22 protein-coding genes and 1 pseudogene are annotated in these 20,628 nt (G+C 72.2%); 10 read left to right on the plus strand and 13 right to left on the minus strand.

What is annotated here, in order from left to right:
* Positions 1-53 precede the first annotated feature (53 nt).
* The 3 genes from IF73_RS0110640 to IF73_RS40945 all read left to right on the plus strand — a co-directional run bounded on the left by IF73_RS0110640 (position 54) and on the right by IF73_RS40945 (position 2,239).
* On the plus strand, positions 54-428 hold the full coding sequence (locus tag IF73_RS0110640) for an ArsR/SmtB family transcription factor (protein ID WP_031005989.1): 375 nt from the start codon (positions 54-56) through the stop codon (positions 426-428).
* A gap of 236 nt (positions 429-664) precedes the next feature.
* The gene (locus tag IF73_RS0110645) at positions 665-1,777 is read left to right on the plus strand and encodes an ABC transporter substrate-binding protein (RefSeq protein ID WP_031005991.1); all 1,113 of its coding nucleotides are present in this window, start codon (positions 665-667) and stop codon (positions 1,775-1,777) included.
* Positions 1,778-1,909: 132 nt separating this feature from the next.
* On the plus strand, positions 1,910-2,239 hold the full coding sequence (locus IF73_RS40945) for a hypothetical protein (RefSeq protein ID WP_031005994.1): 330 nt from the start codon (positions 1,910-1,912) through the stop codon (positions 2,237-2,239).
* A 69-nt stretch (positions 2,240-2,308) separates the two neighbouring features.
* On the opposite strand, the pseudogene IF73_RS40365 reads toward IF73_RS40945, so the two are convergent.
* A pseudogene (locus IF73_RS40365) lies at positions 2,309-2,470 on the minus strand (pyridine nucleotide-disulfide oxidoreductase); the annotation flags it as partial.
* A gap of 335 nt (positions 2,471-2,805) precedes the next feature.
* Here IF73_RS40365 and IF73_RS0110660 point away from each other — a divergent pair.
* The 4 genes from IF73_RS0110660 to IF73_RS0110675 all read left to right on the plus strand — a co-directional run bounded on the left by IF73_RS0110660 (position 2,806) and on the right by IF73_RS0110675 (position 7,162).
* The gene (locus IF73_RS0110660; RefSeq protein WP_031005996.1) at positions 2,806-3,417 is read left to right on the plus strand and encodes a hypothetical protein; all 612 of its coding nucleotides are present in this window, start codon (positions 2,806-2,808) and stop codon (positions 3,415-3,417) included.
* Complete coding sequence (locus tag IF73_RS0110665; protein ID WP_031005998.1) at positions 3,407-4,282, plus strand: hypothetical protein; 876 nt, start codon at positions 3,407-3,409, stop codon at positions 4,280-4,282. Before IF73_RS0110660 ends, IF73_RS0110665 begins: the two co-directional genes overlap by 11 nt.
* 484 nt (positions 4,283-4,766) lie before the next feature.
* Positions 4,767-6,083, plus strand: coding sequence for an MFS transporter (locus IF73_RS0110670; RefSeq protein ID WP_078868007.1), 1,317 nt, complete (start codon positions 4,767-4,769; stop codon positions 6,081-6,083).
* Complete coding sequence (locus IF73_RS0110675; RefSeq protein ID WP_051716661.1) at positions 6,080-7,162, plus strand: HesA/MoeB/ThiF family protein; 1,083 nt, start codon at positions 6,080-6,082, stop codon at positions 7,160-7,162. The genes IF73_RS0110670 and IF73_RS0110675 overlap by 4 nt, the downstream gene beginning before the upstream one ends.
* A gap of 40 nt (positions 7,163-7,202) precedes the next feature.
* Here the strand turns inward: IF73_RS0110675 and IF73_RS0110680 are convergent, their stop codons facing one another.
* The 4 genes from IF73_RS0110680 to IF73_RS0110695 form a co-directional block, all read right to left on the minus strand.
* Positions 7,203-7,712, minus strand: a complete 510-nt coding sequence (locus IF73_RS0110680) for a GNAT family N-acetyltransferase (protein WP_031006005.1) — start codon at positions 7,710-7,712, stop codon at positions 7,203-7,205.
* A 51-nt stretch (positions 7,713-7,763) separates the two neighbouring features.
* Positions 7,764-8,837, minus strand: coding sequence for an ArsO family NAD(P)H-dependent flavin-containing monooxygenase (locus IF73_RS0110685; RefSeq protein ID WP_031006007.1), 1,074 nt, complete (start codon positions 8,835-8,837; stop codon positions 7,764-7,766).
* A gap of 79 nt (positions 8,838-8,916) precedes the next feature.
* Positions 8,917-10,002, minus strand: coding sequence for an ACR3 family arsenite efflux transporter (arsB, locus tag IF73_RS0110690; RefSeq protein ID WP_031006009.1), 1,086 nt, complete (start codon positions 10,000-10,002; stop codon positions 8,917-8,919).
* Positions 9,999-10,307, minus strand: a complete 309-nt coding sequence (locus IF73_RS0110695) for an ArsR/SmtB family transcription factor (protein WP_031006011.1) — start codon at positions 10,305-10,307, stop codon at positions 9,999-10,001. The genes arsB and IF73_RS0110695 overlap by 4 nt, the downstream gene beginning before the upstream one ends.
* Positions 10,308-10,381: 74 nt before the next feature.
* Between IF73_RS0110695 and IF73_RS0110700 the strand changes: the two genes are divergently transcribed.
* Complete coding sequence (locus IF73_RS0110700) at positions 10,382-10,813, plus strand: arsenate reductase ArsC (RefSeq protein ID WP_031006013.1); 432 nt, start codon at positions 10,382-10,384, stop codon at positions 10,811-10,813.
* Between the two features lie 7 nt (positions 10,814-10,820).
* On the plus strand, positions 10,821-11,828 hold the full coding sequence (trxB, locus tag IF73_RS0110705; protein WP_051716662.1) for a thioredoxin-disulfide reductase: 1,008 nt from the start codon (positions 10,821-10,823) through the stop codon (positions 11,826-11,828).
* 76 nt (positions 11,829-11,904) lie between these two features.
* On the opposite strand, the gene IF73_RS0110710 is transcribed toward trxB, so the two are convergent.
* From IF73_RS0110710 to IF73_RS0110720, 3 genes are read right to left on the minus strand one after another with little or no spacing between them, the layout of a single operon-like run.
* Positions 11,905-12,621 carry an ATP-binding cassette domain-containing protein gene (locus tag IF73_RS0110710; RefSeq protein WP_234338200.1) on the minus strand — a complete coding sequence of 239 codons (717 nt, stop codon included), beginning with the start codon at positions 12,619-12,621 and terminating at the stop codon, positions 11,905-11,907.
* Complete coding sequence (gene pstC, locus IF73_RS0110715; RefSeq protein WP_234338201.1) at positions 12,609-14,441, minus strand: phosphate ABC transporter permease subunit PstC; 1,833 nt, start codon at positions 14,439-14,441, stop codon at positions 12,609-12,611. The genes IF73_RS0110710 and pstC overlap by 13 nt, the downstream gene beginning before the upstream one ends.
* Before the next feature lies 1 nt (position 14,442).
* Positions 14,443-15,360, minus strand: a complete 918-nt coding sequence (locus IF73_RS0110720; RefSeq protein WP_051716663.1) for a phosphate ABC transporter substrate-binding protein — start codon at positions 15,358-15,360, stop codon at positions 14,443-14,445.
* A 140-nt stretch (positions 15,361-15,500) separates the two neighbouring features.
* Between IF73_RS0110720 and IF73_RS0110725 the strand changes: the two genes are divergently transcribed.
* The gene (locus IF73_RS0110725) at positions 15,501-15,893 is read left to right on the plus strand and encodes an ArsR/SmtB family transcription factor (RefSeq protein WP_051716672.1); all 393 of its coding nucleotides are present in this window, start codon (positions 15,501-15,503) and stop codon (positions 15,891-15,893) included.
* Between the two features lie 24 nt (positions 15,894-15,917).
* On the opposite strand, the gene IF73_RS0110730 is transcribed toward IF73_RS0110725, so the two are convergent.
* Genes IF73_RS0110730 through IF73_RS0110750 form a run of 5 tightly spaced genes read right to left on the minus strand, consistent with a single transcriptional unit; the run spans position 15,918 to position 20,346 of the window.
* A complete protein-coding gene (locus IF73_RS0110730; protein WP_031006026.1) occupies positions 15,918-16,625 on the minus strand; it encodes a glutamine amidotransferase-related protein in 708 nt (235 codons plus the stop codon).
* Positions 16,622-16,975: a hypothetical protein gene (locus IF73_RS0110735; protein ID WP_031006027.1), complete on the minus strand. Its 354-nt coding sequence runs from the start codon at positions 16,973-16,975 to the stop codon at positions 16,622-16,624. The genes IF73_RS0110730 and IF73_RS0110735 overlap by 4 nt, the downstream gene beginning before the upstream one ends.
* Positions 16,972-18,504: a 2,3-bisphosphoglycerate-independent phosphoglycerate mutase gene (gene gpmI, locus IF73_RS0110740; protein WP_031006028.1), complete on the minus strand. Its 1,533-nt coding sequence runs from the start codon at positions 18,502-18,504 to the stop codon at positions 16,972-16,974. The genes IF73_RS0110735 and gpmI overlap by 4 nt, the downstream gene beginning before the upstream one ends.
* The gene (aroA, locus tag IF73_RS0110745) at positions 18,501-19,802 is read right to left on the minus strand and encodes a 3-phosphoshikimate 1-carboxyvinyltransferase (RefSeq protein WP_031006029.1); all 1,302 of its coding nucleotides are present in this window, start codon (positions 19,800-19,802) and stop codon (positions 18,501-18,503) included. The genes gpmI and aroA overlap by 4 nt, the downstream gene beginning before the upstream one ends.
* A 34-nt stretch (positions 19,803-19,836) precedes the next feature.
* Complete coding sequence (locus tag IF73_RS0110750; RefSeq protein ID WP_031006030.1) at positions 19,837-20,346, minus strand: hypothetical protein; 510 nt, start codon at positions 20,344-20,346, stop codon at positions 19,837-19,839.
* Positions 20,347-20,628: the final 282 nt, after the last annotated feature.

Here is a 20,628-nt window from a genome sequence, read left to right on the forward strand (position 1 = left end):
ACCATACCGGAACACCTGAACACCTATTCATGTGTCATCCGTATGATGGGCGCATGGGCCACGGAATCGACACCGTCACCGGCGCGACCCCCCGCGAACGGCTCGACGCCGTCGGCACCGCGGACGTCGCCGCCACGCTCCAGGCCCTCGCCACCCCCTCCCGCCTGTACATCCTCGCCAGGCTGCAGGAAGGCCCCTGCTCGGTCGGCGACCTCGCCGAGGCCGTCGGCATGGAACCCTCCGCCTGCTCCCACCAGTTGCGCCTGCTGCGCAACCTCGGACTGGTCACCGGCGAACGTCACGGCCGCTCGATCGTCTACGCCCTGTACGACAACCACGTCGCCGAACTCCTCGACCAGGCGCTCTACCACGTGGAGCACCTCCGCCTCGGCGTCCGCGACGCGACCGCGGAGCCGTCGGCCTCCTGACGGGCCCCGGCGCGTCGGACGGGCAGAGCCGGACGCCCGACCCCTGACGGGCCCCGGCGCGTCGGACAGACAGAGCCGGACGCCCGCCCCCCGACGGGTCCCGGCGCGCCGGACAGACAGAGCCGGACGCCCGACCTCCCTGACGGGCCCCGGCGCGTCGGACCGGGCCGGGCGCCCCCTCCCGTACGAAGAATGGGGTGGAACCGTACGAACCACCCCGCGGGAGACGCCCGTCCATGAGCACGACGCCCCCACCCCCCGTCCGGATCGGCGCCCTCGCCCCGCTCACCCGCCCCGGCTGGACCGAGGCCGGCCGGCATCTGCTCGCCGGCCTCGAACTGGCCGCGCGGGAGGCCAACGCCGGCGGCGGGATCGACGGCCGGCCGCTGGAACTCCTGGTCAGGGACACCGCCGCCGACCCGCACCGGGCCGAGGCGGCCGTGGACGACCTGGCCGGGCTCGGCGTGACCGCCCTGGCCGGCGAGTACCACAGCGTCGCCGCCCGCGCGGCGGCCGCCCGGGCCGACGCCCTCGGCCTGCCGTTCCTCTGCTCCTCGGCGGTCCTCGACGCGCTGACCGAGCGGCCGACGGACCGGGTCGCGCGGCTGGCCCCGGCGCAGTCCCACGGCTGGCGCGTCTACGCCGACTTCCTCCTCGCCGCCGGCCACACCCGCGTCGCGGTCGCCGCCGAACCGAGCCTCTACTGGGCGGCCGGCACCCGCGTCCTCCGCGACCACCTGGCCCCCCGCGGCGGCACCGTCACCGAACTCGACGCGCGCACCCTGCCCCCCGAGGCGCTCTGCGACGAACTGGCCACCGGCTCCCGGGACGTGACGGCCCTTCTGCTCCTGACCGGCTTCCCGGACCCGGCGGTCCCGATCGTCCGGGCGGCCCGCCGGGACCCCCGCCTGGCCCACGTCCTCATCGGCGCGCCGGCCGGCCAGCCGGAGTTCCCTGCCTGGGAGTCCCTCCTCGGCGAGGCCGGCGCCGCGATCCCGTTCCTCCGCTACCTCCCCGTACGCCCCACCCCGCTGGGCGCGCGCGTGGAGTCCGCCCTCCGCGCCCGGCTCGGCGCCGCCCCCTCGTTCGTGGCGTTCGAGGGGTACGACACGATCACCGTCCTCGCGGAGACCCTCCGCGCCCACGGCACGGACCGCGCGGCCGTCGCCGGGGCCTGGCCCCGCGTGACCGTCGAGGGCACCCGGGGCGCCATCCGCTTCACCCGCCCCGCCGACACGCCCGTCCAGCAGTGGGCCTGGCCCCCCGTCCAGGTGGCCGACCGCGACCCGGCCGCCCCGACCCGCTTCCGCACCCTCCACACGGCGACCGCCGGAACGCCCGGGCGGTGAGAGCGGGGCACCGCGCCGGCCCGCCCAGGGCCCGAGGGGCAGTTCCCGGCCGACTGCCCCTCGCGGCCCCGGCGCGTCGCTAGCTTCTCCTCCGGAGCGAGACACGCTCCAGAACAGGGAGACGGAACGAGAATGAAGCGATCCTCAGTACGTCTGGCTCTCGCCTTCGCCGCGGTGCTCGGCCTGACGGGCCTCGGCGGCGTGGGCACGGCCGCGGCCGACCCGGCGGCGGCCGACACGGTGGCGGTCGGCACGGCGGCCGTCACGACCGAGTACTTCACCGGCTTCGGCACCGGCTCGACCGCGTGGACGGCCGAGTCCTCCGCCTACAACGACGCTTACGTGAAGGCGTCGTTCGCCGGCTACGCCCGCTACACGTGCTTCCCGTCCGGCATCCCGTACACGCGGCAGATCAGCCAGTACATGTACTGGTCGAACGCCACGGTCCGCTGCACGAAGTGAACCCGGAGCCCCTGAGCTCCTGAACCTCCGCGGCATCAGCCGGGTGCGGCCGGCCCCGTCCCCGACTCGTCAGGGACGGGTCCGGCCCCCACCGGACCGGGTCCCGGCGATGCTCCGGGCCGCGTCGCGGGCGGGGCGGCCGACGCCGATGAGGGTGGCGGAGGCGGGGCGGAAGCCGGTGCACCAGATGATCGCGTCGGCCTCGGCCGTGGTGCCGGCGGGCCATTCCACTTGTAGTGGTCCGCGATGCCATGACCCTCGTCGGTGAGGCCGACGGCTGGGTCAGGGCCCGGAGCACTTCTTCGGTCGGCTTCGTCAGCTCTCCCTCACGGCGTGCGCGGGCGGTTCACCATCGGCCGGACCGTACGGAGGGGGAGGGCGGCGCGCGCACGTGCGCAGGGGCGCGTGAGCTGCACCGTGGTCCGTGCGACCGGCAGGACGGTGCCAGGGGTGGTTCATGCCAGCGGGTGCGGGTTCCGCGCGGGCGGGTGGGTGTCGAGACTCGACGGTGACCGCAGTGTGCGCCGGCATGGGCGGCGTACGCGTCCCGTCGAAAGAGAGCGCACGTGTCCCCAGTACCCCGGGCCAAGCTGCTGAGTCGGGCGATCCTCACGGGGACGTCCGTCTATCTCGCCGGCCAGGTGGTGCACACGGTCCTGAACACCAACCGGTGGCCGTTCTGCACCTTCAACATGTTCGCGTACCACAAGCGTGACCAGGCGCTGCAGATGCGCGTCCGGCTCTTCACGGACGACGGCGAGGCCGTCGGGCCCACCGATCCGTGGTCGCTGCTGCCGCTGGAGTTCTTCCGGGTGGTGTCCGTCCTGGAACGGGTCTTCCACGCGCAGGACGACGTGGAGGTCCGGGACCGGTTCTGCCGACAGGCACTGGAGCGGTTGAACCGGCGCGGGTGGCGGGCCTGGGACGAGGTGAAGGCGTCGTTCTCGGCGGGGGCCGGGCGGCGGTTCGTCGCGATGGAGCTGTACTTCGTCGAGGTCGACTTCCGGACCTGCTCGCCCTTCGACCGCACGGAGGTGACGTCGGCCGAGCTCGTGCACCGGTACGACCCCGAAGGCGTCGTGGCCGATCAGCCGGAGGCGCCCCTGTGGCGGTTCGTCGAACCCCTCGTCGAAGAGACCGAGGAAGGGAAGAAGGAGGAGGCGGGGCATGCTGCCTGAGATCACCGGGGCGCGTCAGCGCCTCGCACTGGCCCGGCTCACCACCGGCCTGGCGATCCTGAACACCCTCTGGCACCTCCCGCCCGGCGACGCCCTCGTCGACGAGTGGAGCCGTAAGGAGGAGGGCCAGGACGGCCGGCCCTCCGGGCGGCTGAGCGCCGAGCAGTACGAGGCCCTGCGACGGCTCGCGTTCGTGTCGACGGCCGCCTGGACGCTCGGTGCCGAGAGCAAGGCCCTCAAGTTCGCGGCCAATGCCTCGTTCGCCGCCGTGCAGCGGCATGTCGCGCAGTTCGACCAGCGGGCCTGGAACTACAACTCCAACCTCAACGTCTACCTGCTTCTGCTCTCCCTGACCGACTCGCGCGGCAGTCTCGCCGAAGCCGTCGGCGAGGGAGCGGACGACGGCACGGGCGACGGCGCGGACGGCGGGGGACCGTCGCCCGACGTCGCCACCGCCGTGCTGCTCGCCATGCGGCTGTACTACGGCTGCCTCTACTTCCAGTCGGGGCTCTCCAAGGTGCTGCTGAGCGGGCCCGCCTGGGCCGACGGCCGTACCCTGCGCGGCAGCTGGGCCGAGCTGGGCAACCGTGCGGGCAAGTGGCTCAGCAGGCGGCCGATGACCGTGGCGGCCGCCGCCAGTGCCGCCACGCTCGCCTTCGAACTCCTCTTCCCCGCCGCACAGATCGCGCTGCGCAAGCACCCCCGTGCCGTGGGGCTGTCCTCCGTCGCCTTCCACGCCTCCATCAAGGCGACGATGGGCATCTCCTTCTGGCATCACGCCGTCCACGCCCTGCCGCTGTTCGTCCTCGACCCGGGTGCCGAACGGCACACGGCACGCCTCCTGCGTCCCTTCCGGAAGCGCTGAACGGAGACCTCGACAGAGCGCTGACAGAGCGTTCACAGAGCGCCTTACCCGCCCTCCGCCGGCCCCCCCGAGCCTTCCGCTCGGGGGGCTTTCGCGTTTCCAGGACGGCTTTTCCAGTGTTATCCGATTTCACCTCCGGGCAGCTTCCTGCCGGGTGCAATTGCTGCCAACCGGAGGGGCTTCCGCGAGCTCCGGCCACAGGACATCATTAACTCGTCGCCAACAAACGGAGGCGACACCGGGAGGAAATCCCGGGAAACCTCGAAATCACTCAGGGAGTCATCATGCTGAAGATCATCAAGGTTGTCGCCGCCCGCGCCGTCTCCGGCCGCGCCTTCAACTAGTAGTCGTCGCCTCGCGGGCCGGGAGCGACCCCGGTTCCCGGCCCGCGGCAGCGGCGGCTCCCCGCAGTGCCCCTGCTTCATCCAGCTTTCCCCCAGCTTCCCTCCCCAGGTTCAGAGTTCGTCCGGAGGCGGAACGGCCCATGGTGCATACGGAAAAGAAGAACGCGGAACCGTCCGATGTGAAATCCATCTGGCGTGACTCCAGATTCCGCCGCCATTTCGCCGGAATGTGGGTCAACGCCTTCGGGAACGGCGTCTTCAACATCGTCCTTCCCCTCCTCGTCTTCGACCGGACCCATTCCTTCGCCGCGATGGGCGGCGTGGCCCTCGCCACCCAGCTGCCCAAGGCGTTTCCCGGACCCCTCGTCGGCGTGCTCGCCGACCGCCGGTCGCCCCGCGCGATGATGCTGTGGGCCTATCTCCTCCAGGCCGTCCTCGTCCTGACGATCCCGCTCGCCGCCGGCGCGTCCGTCGCCGCCGTCTGGCTGATCGGCCTCATCGCGTACGCGATGAACACCATCGACCTGTTCGCCCGCACGGCCACCTTCGTCACCATCCCCCGCGTGTACGGAGACCGCCGCAGCAAGGTGAACGCGGCCTTCGCCAGCGCCTGGACGTCCGCCTCGGTACTCGGCCCCGCCGCCGGCGGGTTCCTGCTGCAGGTCACCTCGGCGGACGTGCTGATGCTGCTCGACAGCCTCACGTTCCTGGCCATCGCCGCCGTCGTCCTCACCATCGGTGTCCCGACCACGCCGGGGAACGCCTCCACCGCCCCGATCCGGAAGAGCCTCCTCGAAGGCCTCACCTGGTTCCGCAGGGCCGAGGGCGCCGGGCGGTTCATGAGCTCGATCGCCGCCGTGGCCGTCGTGTACGCGCCCCTCGGCACGCTGGCCGTCTTCGCCGTACGGGACGTGTACGGCGACGGGCCCACCGAGGCAGGCATCGTGACGAGCGCCGCGGGCGCCGGCCTCTTCCTCGGCACCCTGATCTGCCAGCGCCTCGCCGACCGGCCCAAGGAACCCGTGATGCGGCGGGCCGCCCTGTGGATGGCCTTCGGCGCGGCCCTCTTCGCCGTCCCCTCCTGGATCGGTGCCACGGCGGCGATGCTCGTCGTGAACCTCTGCGGCATGGTCTACGCGGTCTCCCGCTCCAACCTCATCCAGGAGCGCGTCCCGACGGAGCACCTGGGCCAGACGATGACCGCCGTGCAGTCCCTGGAATCCGCCGTCCAGCCGGTCTCCGTCGCCGTGGTGAGCGCCGTGCTCGCCCTGGCCGGACCGCCCGGAGCGGCTGTCTTCCTCACCGTCTTCTCGGTCGTCGCGGCCCTGCTCGTCCTCGGTGGCGGCCGGCTGCTGGCGCCCCGTACCGAGACCGCCGCCCCCGCTCCGACCACCTCCCGCTCCCCGTCCACCCTGAACGCGACCGCCTCCGCGGCGGCCCACGGAGGCACCCGATGACTTCGATCAACCTGCGGCAGGGACTCTCCGTCCTGCAGCCGGGCAAGGACCTCATGATCGGCCTCATGCCGCCCGCGGCGCTGGCCATCGAGGACGCCCCCGACTACCTGCGGCACGTCCTGTCCGCCTTCTCCCGGCCCGTCCCCGAGGCGGAGGCGCTCGCCACCGTGACCGCCCACTCCGACCTGGGCGTCGAGGAGGCCGGGCAGCTGCTCCACGAGCTCCGCTGCGCCGGCGTGCTCACCACGCACTGGGTCGACCGGGAGGAGCGCTACAGCCGCCACCGCCTCTACTTCGGCGTCGCGGGCTTCGAGGGCGACCCGATGGCCGTCATCCGGAACAGCACCGTCGGCCTCATCGGCGCGGGTGGCATCGGCAGCAACGTGGCGATGATGCTGGCCGCGGCGGGCGTCGGCCGGCTGGTGGTCGCCGACGCGGACGTCGTGGAGACCACGAACCTCACCCGCCAGTTCCTCTACACCGAGGGCGACGTCGGCACCCCGAAGGTCGAGGCGCTGGCCCGCCGCGTCGCCGAACGCAACACCGAGGTCCGCGTCGACGTCGTCAACGACGTCTTCGACGGCCCCGACTTCGCCGTCCGGCACTTCGCCGACTGCGACCTCGTCATCCTCTCCGCCGACACCCCGCAGGACGTCCACCGCTGGCTGAACGAGGCGTCGGTCCGCACCGGCGTCCCCTACACCTGCGCCGGCTACCTCGACACGATGGGCATCGTCGGCCCGCTCGTCGTGCCCGGCCGCACCGCCTGCCTGGAGTGCCACTTCGCCGACACCGGCCTGGCCTCGTTCAACGGCGGCGACCTGGAGGCCACCGACTTCACCGACTACAACCAGGCCTACCAGGCCCCGAGCTACGGCCCCCTCAACGCCATGGTCTCGGCCGCCGCCGTCAACGACACCCTGCGCTTCCTCCTCGGCCTGCCGGCCAGGTCCCTGGGCACCAAGCTGCTCCTCGACTCCATCGAGTACGGCGTCCAGACGGAGGAGTACGAGCGGAACACCGCCTGCGGCTCGTGCGGCACGGGCGCGCGCGAGGGGGCCTTGAGCGGCGTGGCCTAGCGCTCTGAGGGCCCGTGGCCGCCGACGGGGCCACGGGCCCTCAGCCGCGCAGCGGAAGCGCCATCTCCAGTTCGCGCTGGCTCTGGTTCAGCGGGTACGGCTTCTTTTGGCCGGTCGGCACGAAGCCGCGACGCCGGTAGAAGGCGATGGCCCGGCGGTTCTCCTCGTGGACGAGAAGGACGAGGCGCTCGGCCGCCGTCTCCTCGCGTGCCCAGCGCACGATCTCGTCCAGCATGAGCGTCGCCACGCCACCGACCGGGCCTCGGTGGTCCGGACGCAGCCAGACGCCGACCAGCTTGGCCGTGTCCGGCGCGGGCAGGAATCCGTTCATGACCCCGACCCATTCCCCTTCGGAGCCGACGGCCGCGACACCGATGTTGCCGGGGCTCGCGGCCCGCGTCGTGCGGAACTGCCACTCGGAGTCGGGGTGGGCGAGCGCCTCGTCGATCGTCTCCAGGTAGGCGAGCGGGGTGTCCCGGATCATCTCCAGGCGTATCGCCCGGTACGCCGGCCAGTCCTCCGCCTGTACGCGGTGCAGGGTGTAGTCCATGGCGGGCGATCTTCGCAGGAAGCCGCAGCTCTGGCCAGGCTTGTTCTCTGTTCAGCGCAGGAGTTCGGCGATCGCGCGGGCGGCGTCGCGGGCGGGGCGGCCGACACCGATGAGGGTGGCGGAGGCGGGGCCGGTCCAGTCGCCGTAGCCGAGCAGGTGGAGGCGGGGTTCGCCGAGCGCCTGGGTGCCGGTGGTGGGGATGTGGCCGCGGGGGCCGCGCAGTCCGAGCGGGGCGAGGAGGGACAGGGCGGGGCGGAAGCCGGTGCACCAGATGATCGCGTCGGCGTCCGCCGTCGTGCCGTCGGGCCATTCCACGCCGGTCGCGGTGAGGCGGGTGAACATGGGCTGGGGTTTGAGGAGGCCGGCGTCGCGGGCCGCGCGGACCGGGGGGACGGCGACGATGTCGCCGAGGGAGGCGACGCCGCCGGTGTCGGTGCGGCCTTCGTCGAGGGCCTTGCGGCGGGCGGTGGCGTGGTCGAAGAGGGCGCGGCCGTCGATGTCGTCGGCGAGGTAGACCGGTTCGCGGAGGGTGACCCAGGTCAGGTCGGCGTCGTACGCGAGGTCGGCGGCGATCTGGGCGCCGGAGTTGCCGCCGCCGACCACGATCACGCGCTGTCCGGCGAAGTCGGAGGGGCGCTGGTACTCCACGGTGTGGAGCTGGGTGCCCCGGAACTCCGTGCGGCCGGGGACGGCCGGGACGAAGGGGCGGGACCAGGTGCCCGTCGCGCTGACGACCGCCCGGGCCCGCCACGTACCGGAGTCGGTCGCGACGCGGAGGCGTGCGCCGTCGCGGTGGACGCCCGAGACGCGGACGGGGCGGTGGACCGGGAGGTCGTAGCGCCGCTCGTAGTCGGCGAGGTACGTGACGACGTGGGCGGCGTCGGGGTACGTCTCGCCCGGCTGCGGGGGCATCATGCGGCCGGGGAGGGACGAGTACGCGGCGGGGGAGAAGAGATGGAGGGAGTCCCAGGTGTGCCGCCAGGCGCCGCCGGGGGCCGTACCGGCGTCCAGGATCACGAAGTCCAGGCCGGCCCGGCGCAGGTGGTAGCCGGCGGCGAGGCCCGCCTGGCCTCCGCCGATGACGACCACGTCGATGCCGACTTCGGCGGTCTGGTGCTGGGCCATGCCCGGGATTCCCTTCTCGACGACGGTGCCCCGGCCCGCACGGCGGGGCGGGGCACCTGGGGGTGACGCGTGACGACGCCTACCGCTGAGCCGGGGCGAACTTCCTGCGCCAGGCCAGCGACACGTAGACGAGCGCGACCAGGACCGGGACCTCGATCAGCGGGCCGACGACGCCGGAGAGGGCCTGGCCGGAGGTGACGCCGAAGGTGGCGATCGCGACGGCGATGGCCAGCTCGAAGTTGTTGCCGGCCGCCGTGAAGGCGAGCGTGGCCGTCCGGTCGTAGTGCAGGCCGATCGCCTTGCCGAGCAGGAAGGTGCCGAACCACATGACGGCGAAGTAGACGAGCAGCGGGAGCGCGATCCGCGCCACGTCCAGCGGCTGCGAGGTGATCGTCTTCCCCTGCAGGGCGAAGAGGATCACGATGGTGAAGAGGAGGCCGTAGAGGGCCCACGGGCCGATCTTCGGCAGGAACTTCGCCTCGTACGACTCCCGGCCCAGCTTCCTCTCGCCGATGCGGCGGGTGAGGAACCCGGCGACGAGCGGGACGCCGAGGAAGATGACGACGTTCAGCGCGATCTTCCACATCGAGATGTCCAGCGTCTCGCCCTCGCCCAGGCCGAGCCATCCGGGGAGGATGTCGAGGTAGAACCAGCCCAGCAGGCCGAAGGCCAGGACCTGGAAGACCGAGTTCAGGGCGACCAGGACGGCTGCGGCCTCGCGGTCGCCGCAGGCCAGGTCGTTCCAGATGATCACCATGGCGATGCATCGGGCCAGGCCGACGATGATCAGGCCGGTGCGGTACTCGGGCAGGTCCGGCAGGAAGATCCAGGCGAGCGCGAACATGAGCGCCGGGCCGAGGATCCAGTTGATGACGAGCGACGAGACCATGAGCTTCTTGTCGCCGGTGACGGCGTCGAGCCTGTCGTAGCGGACCTTGGCCAGGACCGGGTACATCATGATCAGCAGGCCGACGGCGATGGGGAGCGAGATGCCGCCGATCTCGACCTTCGCGAGCGCGTCGTCCATGCCGGGGATCAGGCGCCCGAGTCCGAGGCCGAGGCCCATGGCGAGGAGGATCCAGACGGCGAGGAAGCGGTCGAGCGTCGACAGCTTCGCGACCACCGACTTCTCGGGGCTCGTGGTCGTGGGGGCGGCGGGGGTCACGGGCAGGACCTCTTGGTGTCGGCGTGGGCGCGGGCGGTGGCGGCGAGGCCGGCGAACTGCTCGGCGAGCGTGTCGAGGACCTCGGGCTTCAGTCGGTAGTACGTGAACCGGCCGCAGGGCTCGGTCTCCACCACGCCCGCCTCGCGCAGCACCTTGAGGTGGTTGGAGAGGTTGGTCTGTCTGGCCCCTGTCTCCTCCACCAGGTGCGTGGTGCACAGCGTCTCGCGGGCGAGCAGGGTCACGATCTGGAGCCGGAGCGGGTCGGCGAGGACCTTCAACAGCTCAGTGTCGACTGACGTCAGCATGGACTGATACTCTCACATCATTGAGGGCTGATGCCAGCCCGGGCTGATACCTGCCTGCTGTGAAGGAAGAACCGATGTCCGAGTCCCCGCTCGCGTCCGTACTGTTCGTCTGCGTCCACAACGCGGGGCGTTCCCAGATGGCCGCCGGCTTCCTCCGCCACCTGGCGGGCGACCGCGTCGAGGTCCGCTCGGCAGGCTCCCTCCCGGGCGACCGGGTCAACCCGGCCGCCGTGGCCGCCATGGCCGAGCTCGGCATCGACATCTCCGACCAGAAGCCGAAGGTGCTCACCGTCGAGGCCGCCCAGGCGTCGGACTACATCATCACCATGGGCTGCGGCGACGCCTGCCCGTACTTCCCCGGCAAGACCTACCTCGACTGGGTCCTGGAGGACCCGGCCGGCCAGGGGGTCGAGGCCGTCCGTCCCATCCGGGACGAGATCAAGGGGCTCATCGAGGGCCTCATCGCGGAGATCGACTCCAAGAACGCCGAGAAGCAGGAGAACTGACCTCACCATGACGACCGCCACGACCCCGACCGGCGCCCAGGACGACGTCCGCGAGGTCATCATCATCGGCTCCGGCCCCGCCGGGTACACCGCCGCGCTCTACACGGCCCGCGCCCAGCTCAAGCCGCTGCTGTTCGGCAGCTCCATATTCGTCGGCGGCTCGCTCACCACCACCACCGAGGTCGAGAACTTCCCTGGCTTCCCCACCGGCATCGACGGCCCGGACCTCATGGACAACATGCGGGCGCAGGCCGAGAAGTTCGGCGCCGAGATGATCGACGACGACATCGTCTCCGTGGACCTCGCCGGTGACATCAAGCTCCTCACCGACTCCGCCGGCACCGTCCACCGCGCCAAGGCCGTGATCATCGCCACCGGCTCCGGCTACCGCAAGCTCGGCCTCCCCCAGGAGGACGAGCTGTCGGGTCGCGGCGTCTCCTGGTGCGCCACCTGCGACGGCTTCTTCTTCCGCGACCGCGACATCGTCGTGGTCGGCGGCGGCGACACCGCCATGGAGGAGGCCACCTTCCTCACCCGCTTCGCCCGCTCGGTCACCGTCGTCCACCGCCGCTCCACCCTGCGGGCGTCCAAGACCATGCAGAACCGCGCCTTCGCCGACGACAAGATCTCCTTCGCCTTCGACAGCGAGGTCGCCGAGATCAAGTCCGAGAACGGCATGCTGTCCGGCGTCGTTCTGCGGGACGTCCTCTCCGGCGAGACCCGCGAGCTGGACGCGACCGGCCTGTTCATCGCCATCGGCCACGACCCGCGCACCGAGCTCTTCGCCGACCAGCTCGAACTCGACGAGGAGGGCTACCTGAAGACCGAGGCCCCCTCGACCCGTACGAGCCTGCCGGGTGTCTTCGGCGCCGGTGACGTCGTCGACCACATCTACCGCCAGGCCATCACGGCCGCTGGCTCCGGCTGCGCCGCCGCCCTCGACGCCGAGCGCTATCTCGCGGCCCGCCGCGACGCGGAGCCGGCCGCCGCGACCGGGCTCGTCACCGCCGGATGAAAAGCGTCGGGCCCGGCCCGTCGTGCTTTCCTCACGACGGACCGGGCCCGACCACCGGGACCCGCTGATGCGGGGTTCAGGAGGCGGCCACCAGCGCGGCCGTCTCCGGCAGCTCCAGCTTGACCGTGCGGTCGCAGAGCCGCTCCACCTGGCCCGGGTCGTGCGACACGAGCAGGACCGTACGGTTGCCGCGCAGCGCCGCCACCGACTCCTCGACCGTGTCACGGCTGCGCTCGTCCAGGGCGCTGGTCGGCTCGTCCAGCAGGAGCGCCGCCGGCTCCAGGGCGAGGGCCCGGGCCAGGCACAGCCGCTGGCGCTGGCCGTTGGAGAGCGACTGCGCCGGGGTGTCGAGCCGGTCGCGGACCTCGTTCCACAGGCCGGACTCCCGCAGTGCCTTCTCCATCCGGTCCCGCATCTCCGTCCGCGAGGCGCGGACCAGGTGGCGCAGACCGAACAGGGCGTTGTCCATGATGCTTCCGCCGAAGACCACCGGCGTCTGCGGCACCAGGACGACCGTGCTCCGCAGGGTCGCGTCTCCCTTGCCGCAGCAGATCGTGCGTCCCTGCACGTCCACCTCGCCGTCCCGCCGCAGTCCGTGCGGGAGGAGGTCGACCAGGGCGCGCAGCACCGTGGACTTGCCGGCGCCGGAAGGGCCGCACAGGCCGGTGGTGGAGCCGGCGGGCAGCTCGAAGGTGACCGGCCCGACCAAGGTCTTCTTTCCGTCGAGGACCCGCAGGTCGCGGACGGCGATCACGTTCTCCGGGGTCGCGTTGCCCGTGGTCACGTTGTCCAACGTCGTGCTCCTTCGAATCGGTTGCGCAGGAAGACGGCCAGGGTGAGGAGTCCCGCGGTGATGAGGACCAGGACGAGGGCGCTGCCCCAGGCCTGGGCGATCGCCTCGGGGGCGCCGGAGTCCTGCGACAGGGTGAAGATGTGCGTGGGCAGGGCCTGCACCGGAGCGTTGACGATGCCGGTCGGCAGGGCGGGGGCCCCGAAGAACACCGTGGCGGTGAAGATCAGGGGGGCCGTCTCGCCCGCCGCGCGGGCCAGGCCGAGCAGCAGGCCGGTGAGGGTGGCCGGCCACGTGTAGGGGATGACCACGGAGCGGATGTACTGCGGCCGGGTCAGGCCCAGCGCGAGCGCGCTCTCGGTGAGTTCGCCCGGCATGCCGCGGACGCGGCCCGCGGTGGTGAGCGCGACGACCGGGACCACGACGGGGACCAGGACGACCGCGCCGGCCAGCCAGGAGCGGCCCCAGCCCATGGTCGTGCAGAACAGCACGTAGCCCGCCAGGCCGAGCAGGATGGTGGGTGTCCCGCCGACCGCCACGGTCAGGGTCTCCAGGATCCGGGACGTCTTCGCGGAGGCACGGGTGCCGATCACGATGCCCGCCCCGTAGCCGAGCGGCAGGGCGATCAGCGCCGTGGTGGCGAGGAGCAGGAGCGTGCCGACGATCTGGTCCCGGATGCCTCCGTCGGAGGCGCCGGCGGACGGGGTGAACCAGAAGACCGGGTTGAGCGCCGCGCCACCGCGGGCCAGCAGGATGCCGAGCATGCCGAGGAGGAGGGCGGTCGGCAGGAGCAGAGCGCCGTACCGGACGGCCGTGGTCAGCCGGTCCTTGGGGCCGCGCAGCCACGCGGAGGTCCGCCGCACGCGTGGTCCGCGCCGCACTCGGGCCGAGGAGCCGCGGGTGCCCCACACGGTGGCGACGGCGACCAGGGCCAGCAGGATGATGCCGAGCCCGCACAGGGCGGCGAAGTACGGGCCCGAGGTGCCCGCGAGCATCGGCTCGGGTCCGGCGAGTTTGGTGGTCAGAGTCTGGCCGGGGCGGACCAGAGAGGAGAAGAAGTCCCCGAACGACTGCGGGAGCCGTCCGTCGGCGCGGCCGATGACCATGAAGACCGCGATGGCCTCGCCGAGCGCCCGGGCCAGTCCGAGCAGGACGCCGGAGCGCATGCCCGAGCGTGCCTGGGGCAGGACGGCGGAGCGGACGACCTCGCGGCGGGTGAGACCGAGGGAGTACGCGGCCTCGCGGTAGCGGCCGGGGACGGCGGCCAGGGCGTCGACGCTGACCGCCACGATCGTCGGCATGATCATCACGGCGAGGACGATGCCGGCGGCGAGGATGCTGTCGCCGCCCGGTACGTCGCCGAGGCCGGCGACGAACGGCCGGATCACCATGATGCCGATCAGGCCGTAGACGATGGAGGGGACCGCGGCGAGCAGCTCGATGCTCAGGCGCAGAGGCTTGGCGAGGCGGGGCGGCAGGTACTCGGAGAGGGCGATGGCCGCTGCCCAGCCGACCGGCACGGCGAGGGCCAGGGCGAGGACGCAGACGACCGCCGAGCCGTAGATCATGGCCAGGCCGCCGAAGGCGAGGTTGCCGGGGCTCCACGTCGACGACGTGAGCAGGGCTCCCCAGTCGACGGTGCCGCTCGCGATGCCGTCGGCCAGGTAGCCGACCAGGACCACGAGGGCGAGTCCGACGGAGAGGATGCCGCTGTAGGCCCAGCCCCAGACCCATCTCGCCCGGCCGGGGCGGCCGCCCTCCTCGGGCGGCCTCCTCTCGGCGGACGCGTGCGCCTTGGCGGGGCGCTCCAGGGTGAGGCTCACGTCAGAGGCCCATCTGCTGGCGGGTCAGGTAGCCGTGCTTGGGCAGCAGCTTCTGGCCCTCGGCCGACAGGATGTAGTCGATGTACTGCTTGGCGTGGCCCTTGGGCTGCCCGTTGGTGATCATGTACAGCGGGCGGGTCATCGGGTACTTGCCGGAGGCCACGTTCGCCATCGTGGGGGCGATGCCCTCCAGGGGCACGGCGACCAGGTCGGGGTGGCCGTCGATGAAGCCCGTCGACAGCGGGGCGATGGAACCGCGGGTCGACTTCAGCTTGTTGCGGGTCTCGGTGTTGCCGCCGACCACGGCGTAGTTGGCGGACTGCGGCGGGGCCGGCGGCTCGCCCTTGCCGTAGACGAACTTGTCGAGGACCTCGCGGGTGCCGCGGCCGGGCTCCTTGTCGTACACGAAGACCTGGAGGTCGGGTCCGCCGACCTCCTTCCAGTTGGTGATCTTGCCCTCGAAGAGGCCCTGCACCTGCGCCTTGGAGAGGCTCTTCACCCCGCCGTCGGCGACCTCCTTGGTGATGATGACGCCGACGGCGTCCGCGCCGATCTGCGTCGTCACGAAGTCGGCGTTCGGGTACGCCGCGCGGTCCTTGTCGGCGAGCGGCTTGGAGCTGAGGGCGATCTCGATCTGGCCGGTGCCGAGCTGGGAGATGCCGCCGGCGGAGCCGCCCTGGGTGGCGACGGTGATGTTCAGGCCCTTCCCCTTCAGCGCCTCGGCGGCGTCGGAGGCGACCGGGGCGACCGTGGTCGAACCGCTGGCCTGGAGGGCCCCGCTGTCGGCCTTCGCGGAGCCGGCGCAGCCGGTGAGGACGGCGGCGAGGAGGAGACCGGCAGAGGCGGCGGCGCCCCGGCGGACCCGGCGCCCGGTGAGGGCCGCTGCGGTGCTTCGGAATTCGGTGGAGGTGACAGACATGGCGGTGCCTTTGCGGTGGTGGGAGAGGGAAGGGAGGACGTGCGGGGCTGTTCGGACGTCCGCTGAATGACAGGCGAACAGTGGGTGAACTCGCTCGATGTGACGCAGACGGCTGTCCGGGCGGACATAGGGTGATCGTCATGTCAGCGGAACAAGCGACCGATCACCGCTCGGAGTTGCTGCCCTTCGTCGACGAGGATCCGACCTGCGGGGCGCCTCTCGACGTGGAACCGCTGCCCAGAGAGCGGGCGGAGGCGTTGGCCCGGAGCATGAAGGGCGTCGCCGATCCGACCCGGCTGCAGATCCTCAGCGTGCTGCTGGCGGCCCCGGAGGGCGAGGCGTGCGTGTGCGACATGACGCCGCTGCTCGACCTCGCCCAGCCGACCGTCAGTTACCACATGAAGATCCTGGTGGACGCCGGCCTCGTGAGCCGCAGGAAGCGCGGCACCTGGGCCTGGTACGCCGTCCGGCCCGAGCACCGGGCGGTGCTCGACGCGCTGATCTGGGGCGAGGGCGTGGGTCCGGCGGCGTGAACCGCCCGCGCCGGGCGTACCACCTCAGACGGCGACGGCCGCCCGGGCGCTCACCTCGGCCGTGAAGGCCGTGATCAGCCGGTGGATCCGGCCCGGCCCCGAGACCAGCTCGGGCTGGAACAGGGTGCCGATGAAGAACGGGTGCCCGGGCACCTCGGCGGCCCGCGGGGCGCCTTCCTCGTCCCATCCGCTGAACAGCACGCCCGCGCCGGTGAGCAGCTCGACGAACTCCGCGTTCAGGCCGTACTTGCAGTGGTACGTCTCCGTCGAGCGCCCGGCGCCGTCGTAGACCGCCGCGAGCCGGCTGCCGGCGGTCAGCAGCAGGGGCGCCTGCTCGCCGGCGAGGCAGCAGGTGAGCGGCACGATCAGCGGGGTCGCGGCCTCGGGGTCGTACTGGACGTCGTCGGCGTCGCTGAGGCCGGCGACGTTGCGGGCGTACTCGATCAGCGCGTGCTGGAAACCTCCGCAGGTGCCCAGGTACGGGATGCCGTTCTCGCGGGCGTGACGGGCGGCGGCGAGGACGCCGTCCTTGTTCTCGTACGGGGAGCCGGGCACGACCCAGAGGCCGTCGAAGCCGTCGAAGGACTCCGGGCCGGTGATCGTCTCGGTGGGCACCCACACGGTGTCCACCTCCAGCTCGGCGCGGAAGCTGTCGAGGCGGGCGTGGGCGGGGGACTTGCCGTGGTCGCCGATCAGCGCCACGCGGGGGCGGGGTCCGGTGACGGTGGTCATGAGGCGGTCTCCTGGTCGGTGTCGAGGGCGCGCCCGAGGTGGACGAACCCGTGGGGGGCGAGGCGGGCGACGAGCCGTCCGTCGCGCTCGGCGGTGGTGGACGCGCCGCCGAGGAACAGCAGGGGTCCGTCGCCGGGCGGCAGCAGCGGCTCGGGGAGCAGCTCCTGTGCCTCGGAGGTGAGGTTGGTGACGGTCAGCACGTGGGCGGTGCCGTCGGCGCTGGCGCGGACCTCGGCGGCCAGCGCGGGGCCCGCGTCCGGCTCGTGGCGGACGGCGCCGTCGGCGTAGGCGCCGGCGAAGCGGGTGCCGCCCGGTGTGTGGGTCTGGGCGAGCGGGGGCGCGAGGGTCACAGCAGGCTCCTTCCGGTCATGGCGGGTCCGCTCGGACGGCCGAGCAGGGCGAGCACGGTGGGCGCGATGTCGGCGAGACTGCCGCCGTCGCGGAGGGCGTCGGGCAGGACCTGTCCGGGTGCCGGGACGACGACCGCGGGGACCGGGTTGGTGGTGTGCCCGCCGTACGGGAGCGGGGTGCCGTCCGGGCCGGGCTTGGACATCCGCTCGGCGTTCCCGTGGTCGCCGACCAGGACCACCCAGCGGCCGGTCGCGGCGGCGGCGGTCAGGATCCGGTCGACCTGGCCGTCGGTGTGCTCGGCGGCCTTGACGGTGGCGTCGTGGTCGCCGGTGTGGCCGACAACGTCGATGTTGGCGAGGTTGGCCGCCACCAGGGCGACGTCGGACCGGCCGGCGGCCTCGATCACCGCGTCGGCGACCCGGTCGAGGTTCATCTCGGGTCGGGCGGTGTACTCGGGCGCCTCGTCCGAGGTGATCCGGACGTGCTCCTCGACCTCCCGGCGCCGCTCGTCGCGCCCGTTCAGGTAGTAGGTGACGTGCTCGAACTTCTCCTGCTCCGCGACCCGCACGGACCGCAGACCGTGTGCCTCCAGCTGGTCCGCGAGACCCCCGGAGGCGTCGGCGCGGCCGACCAGGGCGGGGATGTCCGCCTCGGTGTCGTACTGGGTCAGGGAGAGGATCCGCACGTCGCTCTCGGCCAGGTGCTTGACCAGGTCGTCGGCGAGCTGCTGGATGCGGTCGCTGCGGAAGTTGGCGAACAGGACCGCGTCCCCGTCCCGTACGGTCGCCAGCGGTGTGCCGGCGGCGTCGGTGAGGACGGTCGGCGTGACCCAGACGTCGCCGTCACCGGCGCCCGCCAGCACCTGGCCGTAGTCGCGGGCCAGGGCTCCGCGCCCGTCGGCGACCGCCTGGGTGACCTTGGCGGTCAGCTCCAGGTCGCCGCTCTTGTCGAGGGCGTAGCCGCGGCCGGAGACCGTGGCGAGGCGGCCGACGCCGGTCGTGGCGAAGAACTCCTCGACCCGGCCGAGGTAGTGCCCTGCCGTGCGGTCGGCGACATCGCGTCCGTCGGTGACGGCGTGCACCCAGACCCGCTCCACGCCCCGGGCGGCGGCGATGGAGAGCAGCTCGTGCAGGTGGTCGACGTGGGCGTGGATCTGCCCGTCGGAGACCAGCCCGATCAGGTGCAGGGCGCCGCCGCCGGCCGCGAGGGCGTCGAGCGCCTCGGTGAGGCGCGGGTTGTCGCGCAGCCCGCCGGTGTCGATCTGCCGTTGGACGAGGACGCTGTCGTAGTCCAGGGGGCGGCCGGCGCCGATGACCATGTGGCCGATCTCGGAGTTGCCGACCGTGCCGGGCAGCAGGCCGACGTGCTCGCCCGAGGCTTCGACGAGCGTGGCGGGGTACTTGGCGCGGATGCCGTCCAGGACGGGGGTGTCCGCGACCGCGAGGGCGTTGCCGGCCCCCGGTTCGGCGTGGCCCCAGCCGTCCAGGACGAGCAGGATGCCGGGGTGCGTGTCGGTGGTCCCGGTCATCGCAGGGTGTCCAGGGTCTGCCAGAAGGCGGGGAAGGACTTGGCGACGCAGCCGGGGTCCTTGATGACGACGCCCGGAGTGCGCAGGCCCATGATCGCGAAGGTCATGGCGATGCGGTGGTCGTCGTAGGTGTCGATGACCGCGCCGTGCGAGGGGCCGCCGTGGACGGTCATGGCGTCGTCGTACTCGTCGACCTCGACGCCCATCTTGCGCAGCTCGGTGGTGACGGCCGCGATGCGGTCGCACTCCTTGACCCGGAGGCTGGCGATGTTCGTGATGTGGGTCGGGCCCTCGGCGAAGGCGGCGACGGCGGCGAGCGAGGGGACGACGTCGGGCATGGCGTCCATGTCGACCTCGATGCCGCGGAGCTGTCCGCCCTTGACGGTGACCGAGTTCTCGGTGACCTCGGTGTGGGCGCCCATCCGGCCGAGGACCTCGACCAGGCCGACGTCGCCCTGGTGGGAGGTGGAGCCGATGCCGGGGATGGTGACCCGGCCGCCGAGGATCGCGGCGGCGGCGATGAAGTACGACAGGCCCGAGGCGTCCGGCTCGACGACCGCGTGGCCGCCCTTGAAGGACTGCCCGGCGGGCACCTTGAACCAGCGGTAGCCGTCGCGCTCGACGGTGATGCCGTGCTCGGCGAGGGTGGCGAGGGTCATCTCGACGTACGGCTTGGAGACCAGTTCGTCGACGATCTCGATCTCGGTGTCCTGCTTCGCGAGCACGGAGCTGATGAGGAGCGAGGAGGTGTACTGGCTGGAGACGGCGCCGGAGATCCTCGTCTTCCCGCCGGCGAAGTTGCCGCCGGTGACGCGGATCGGCGGGGAGCCGTTGCCGCGCACCGCGACCGCCTCGACGCCGAGACCGGGCAGGGCGGCGAGCAGGTCGCCGAACGGGCGCTCCTGCATGCGGGCGTTGCCGGTGATGGTGGTGGTGCCCTCGGCGAGGCCGGCCATGGAGATGAGGAAGCGCAGCGGGGTTCCGGCGCCGCCGACGAAGATCTCCTCCTGCGGGGCCGTCATCGGCTTGCCCGTGGGGGTGAAGGCGATCCGGTGGGCCGCGTGGTCGATCTCGGCGCTGACGTGCCCGAAGGACTCGACGGCCTTGGTGAAGAAGACGGTGTCGTCGGAGATGAGCGCCCCGTCGATCACGCCTTCCTTGCCGGACAGGGCGGCGACGGCGATCTGCCGGTTGGTGTAGCTCTTCGAGCCGAGCACCTTCACGTCGTGGTCGATGGCGGCCAGCGGCTCGACGGTGAGCTCTTCGGCCTTGAGACGGGGGTCGTTGATGCCGCTCATGGGTGGTACTCCTCGCAGGGGTGTGTGATCTGGATCACGCAGGAAGGGGGCCCGAGCCGGGGAGGGCGTCGGGAAGTCGGGGGGCGGAGGTGATCCGCCAATGGGCCAGAGAAGGGCTGGAATTCAGCGCCCGCACGCAGATTTCCCACGCGGCGGAAATCGCCTCGGCGGGGTTACGCGTGCGGTGGAAGAAGGTCAGCTCGATTCGGCCCGGAGTGGAACTGGCGTGGACATGCTCAAGGTCGTCCTCGACCATCGCGGACGCCCAGACGATGTCCGTCACCGCCGCCGCCTGCAGGGTCCGGTGCGCGGCGGCGTCGGTGGCGACGAGGGTGGCGGTGGCCATGAGCATGGGGCCTCCCGGTCGGGCGGCGAGCCCAGGTACGGACCACACGTGCTGGTCGGCCTCGGCCGGAGTGATCTCGGCGTACAGCTCGGCGTGACGGCACTTCGGGCCGCAGCCGTGCCCGCCGGCGGGCGAGAAGCCCAGGGCGACGGCGGCGGCCCTGTTGGCCAGGCGCAGCAGACTCCGCGCAGCGGACATGGCTGTCCTCCGTGTGTGGTGGATGGAATGCCCCGCGAAAAGGGGCGTGAAGTCAGGTGCGGAATCCGTAGTGCCGGCCTGCCGAACCTTTGTGATCACCAGTCTGCTGAGGCCCCGGCGGCGACGGAAGGGATATCGGCTGGCATGAACCGCGTCCGGCAACGACCTGCCTGCGAGGGGTAATTCCGGTCGCTCGGTACGGGCTTGAGCGTCTCTCGCGGAGCCTGATCACAGGGCGAACACGTCTTGTCTGCGGGTGCCCTGAGCTGCAAAGATCGGCGC

The organism is Streptomyces sp. NRRL F-5727, from assembly GCF_000719555.1.
Taxonomy (GTDB): domain Bacteria; phylum Actinomycetota; class Actinomycetes; order Streptomycetales; family Streptomycetaceae; genus Streptomyces.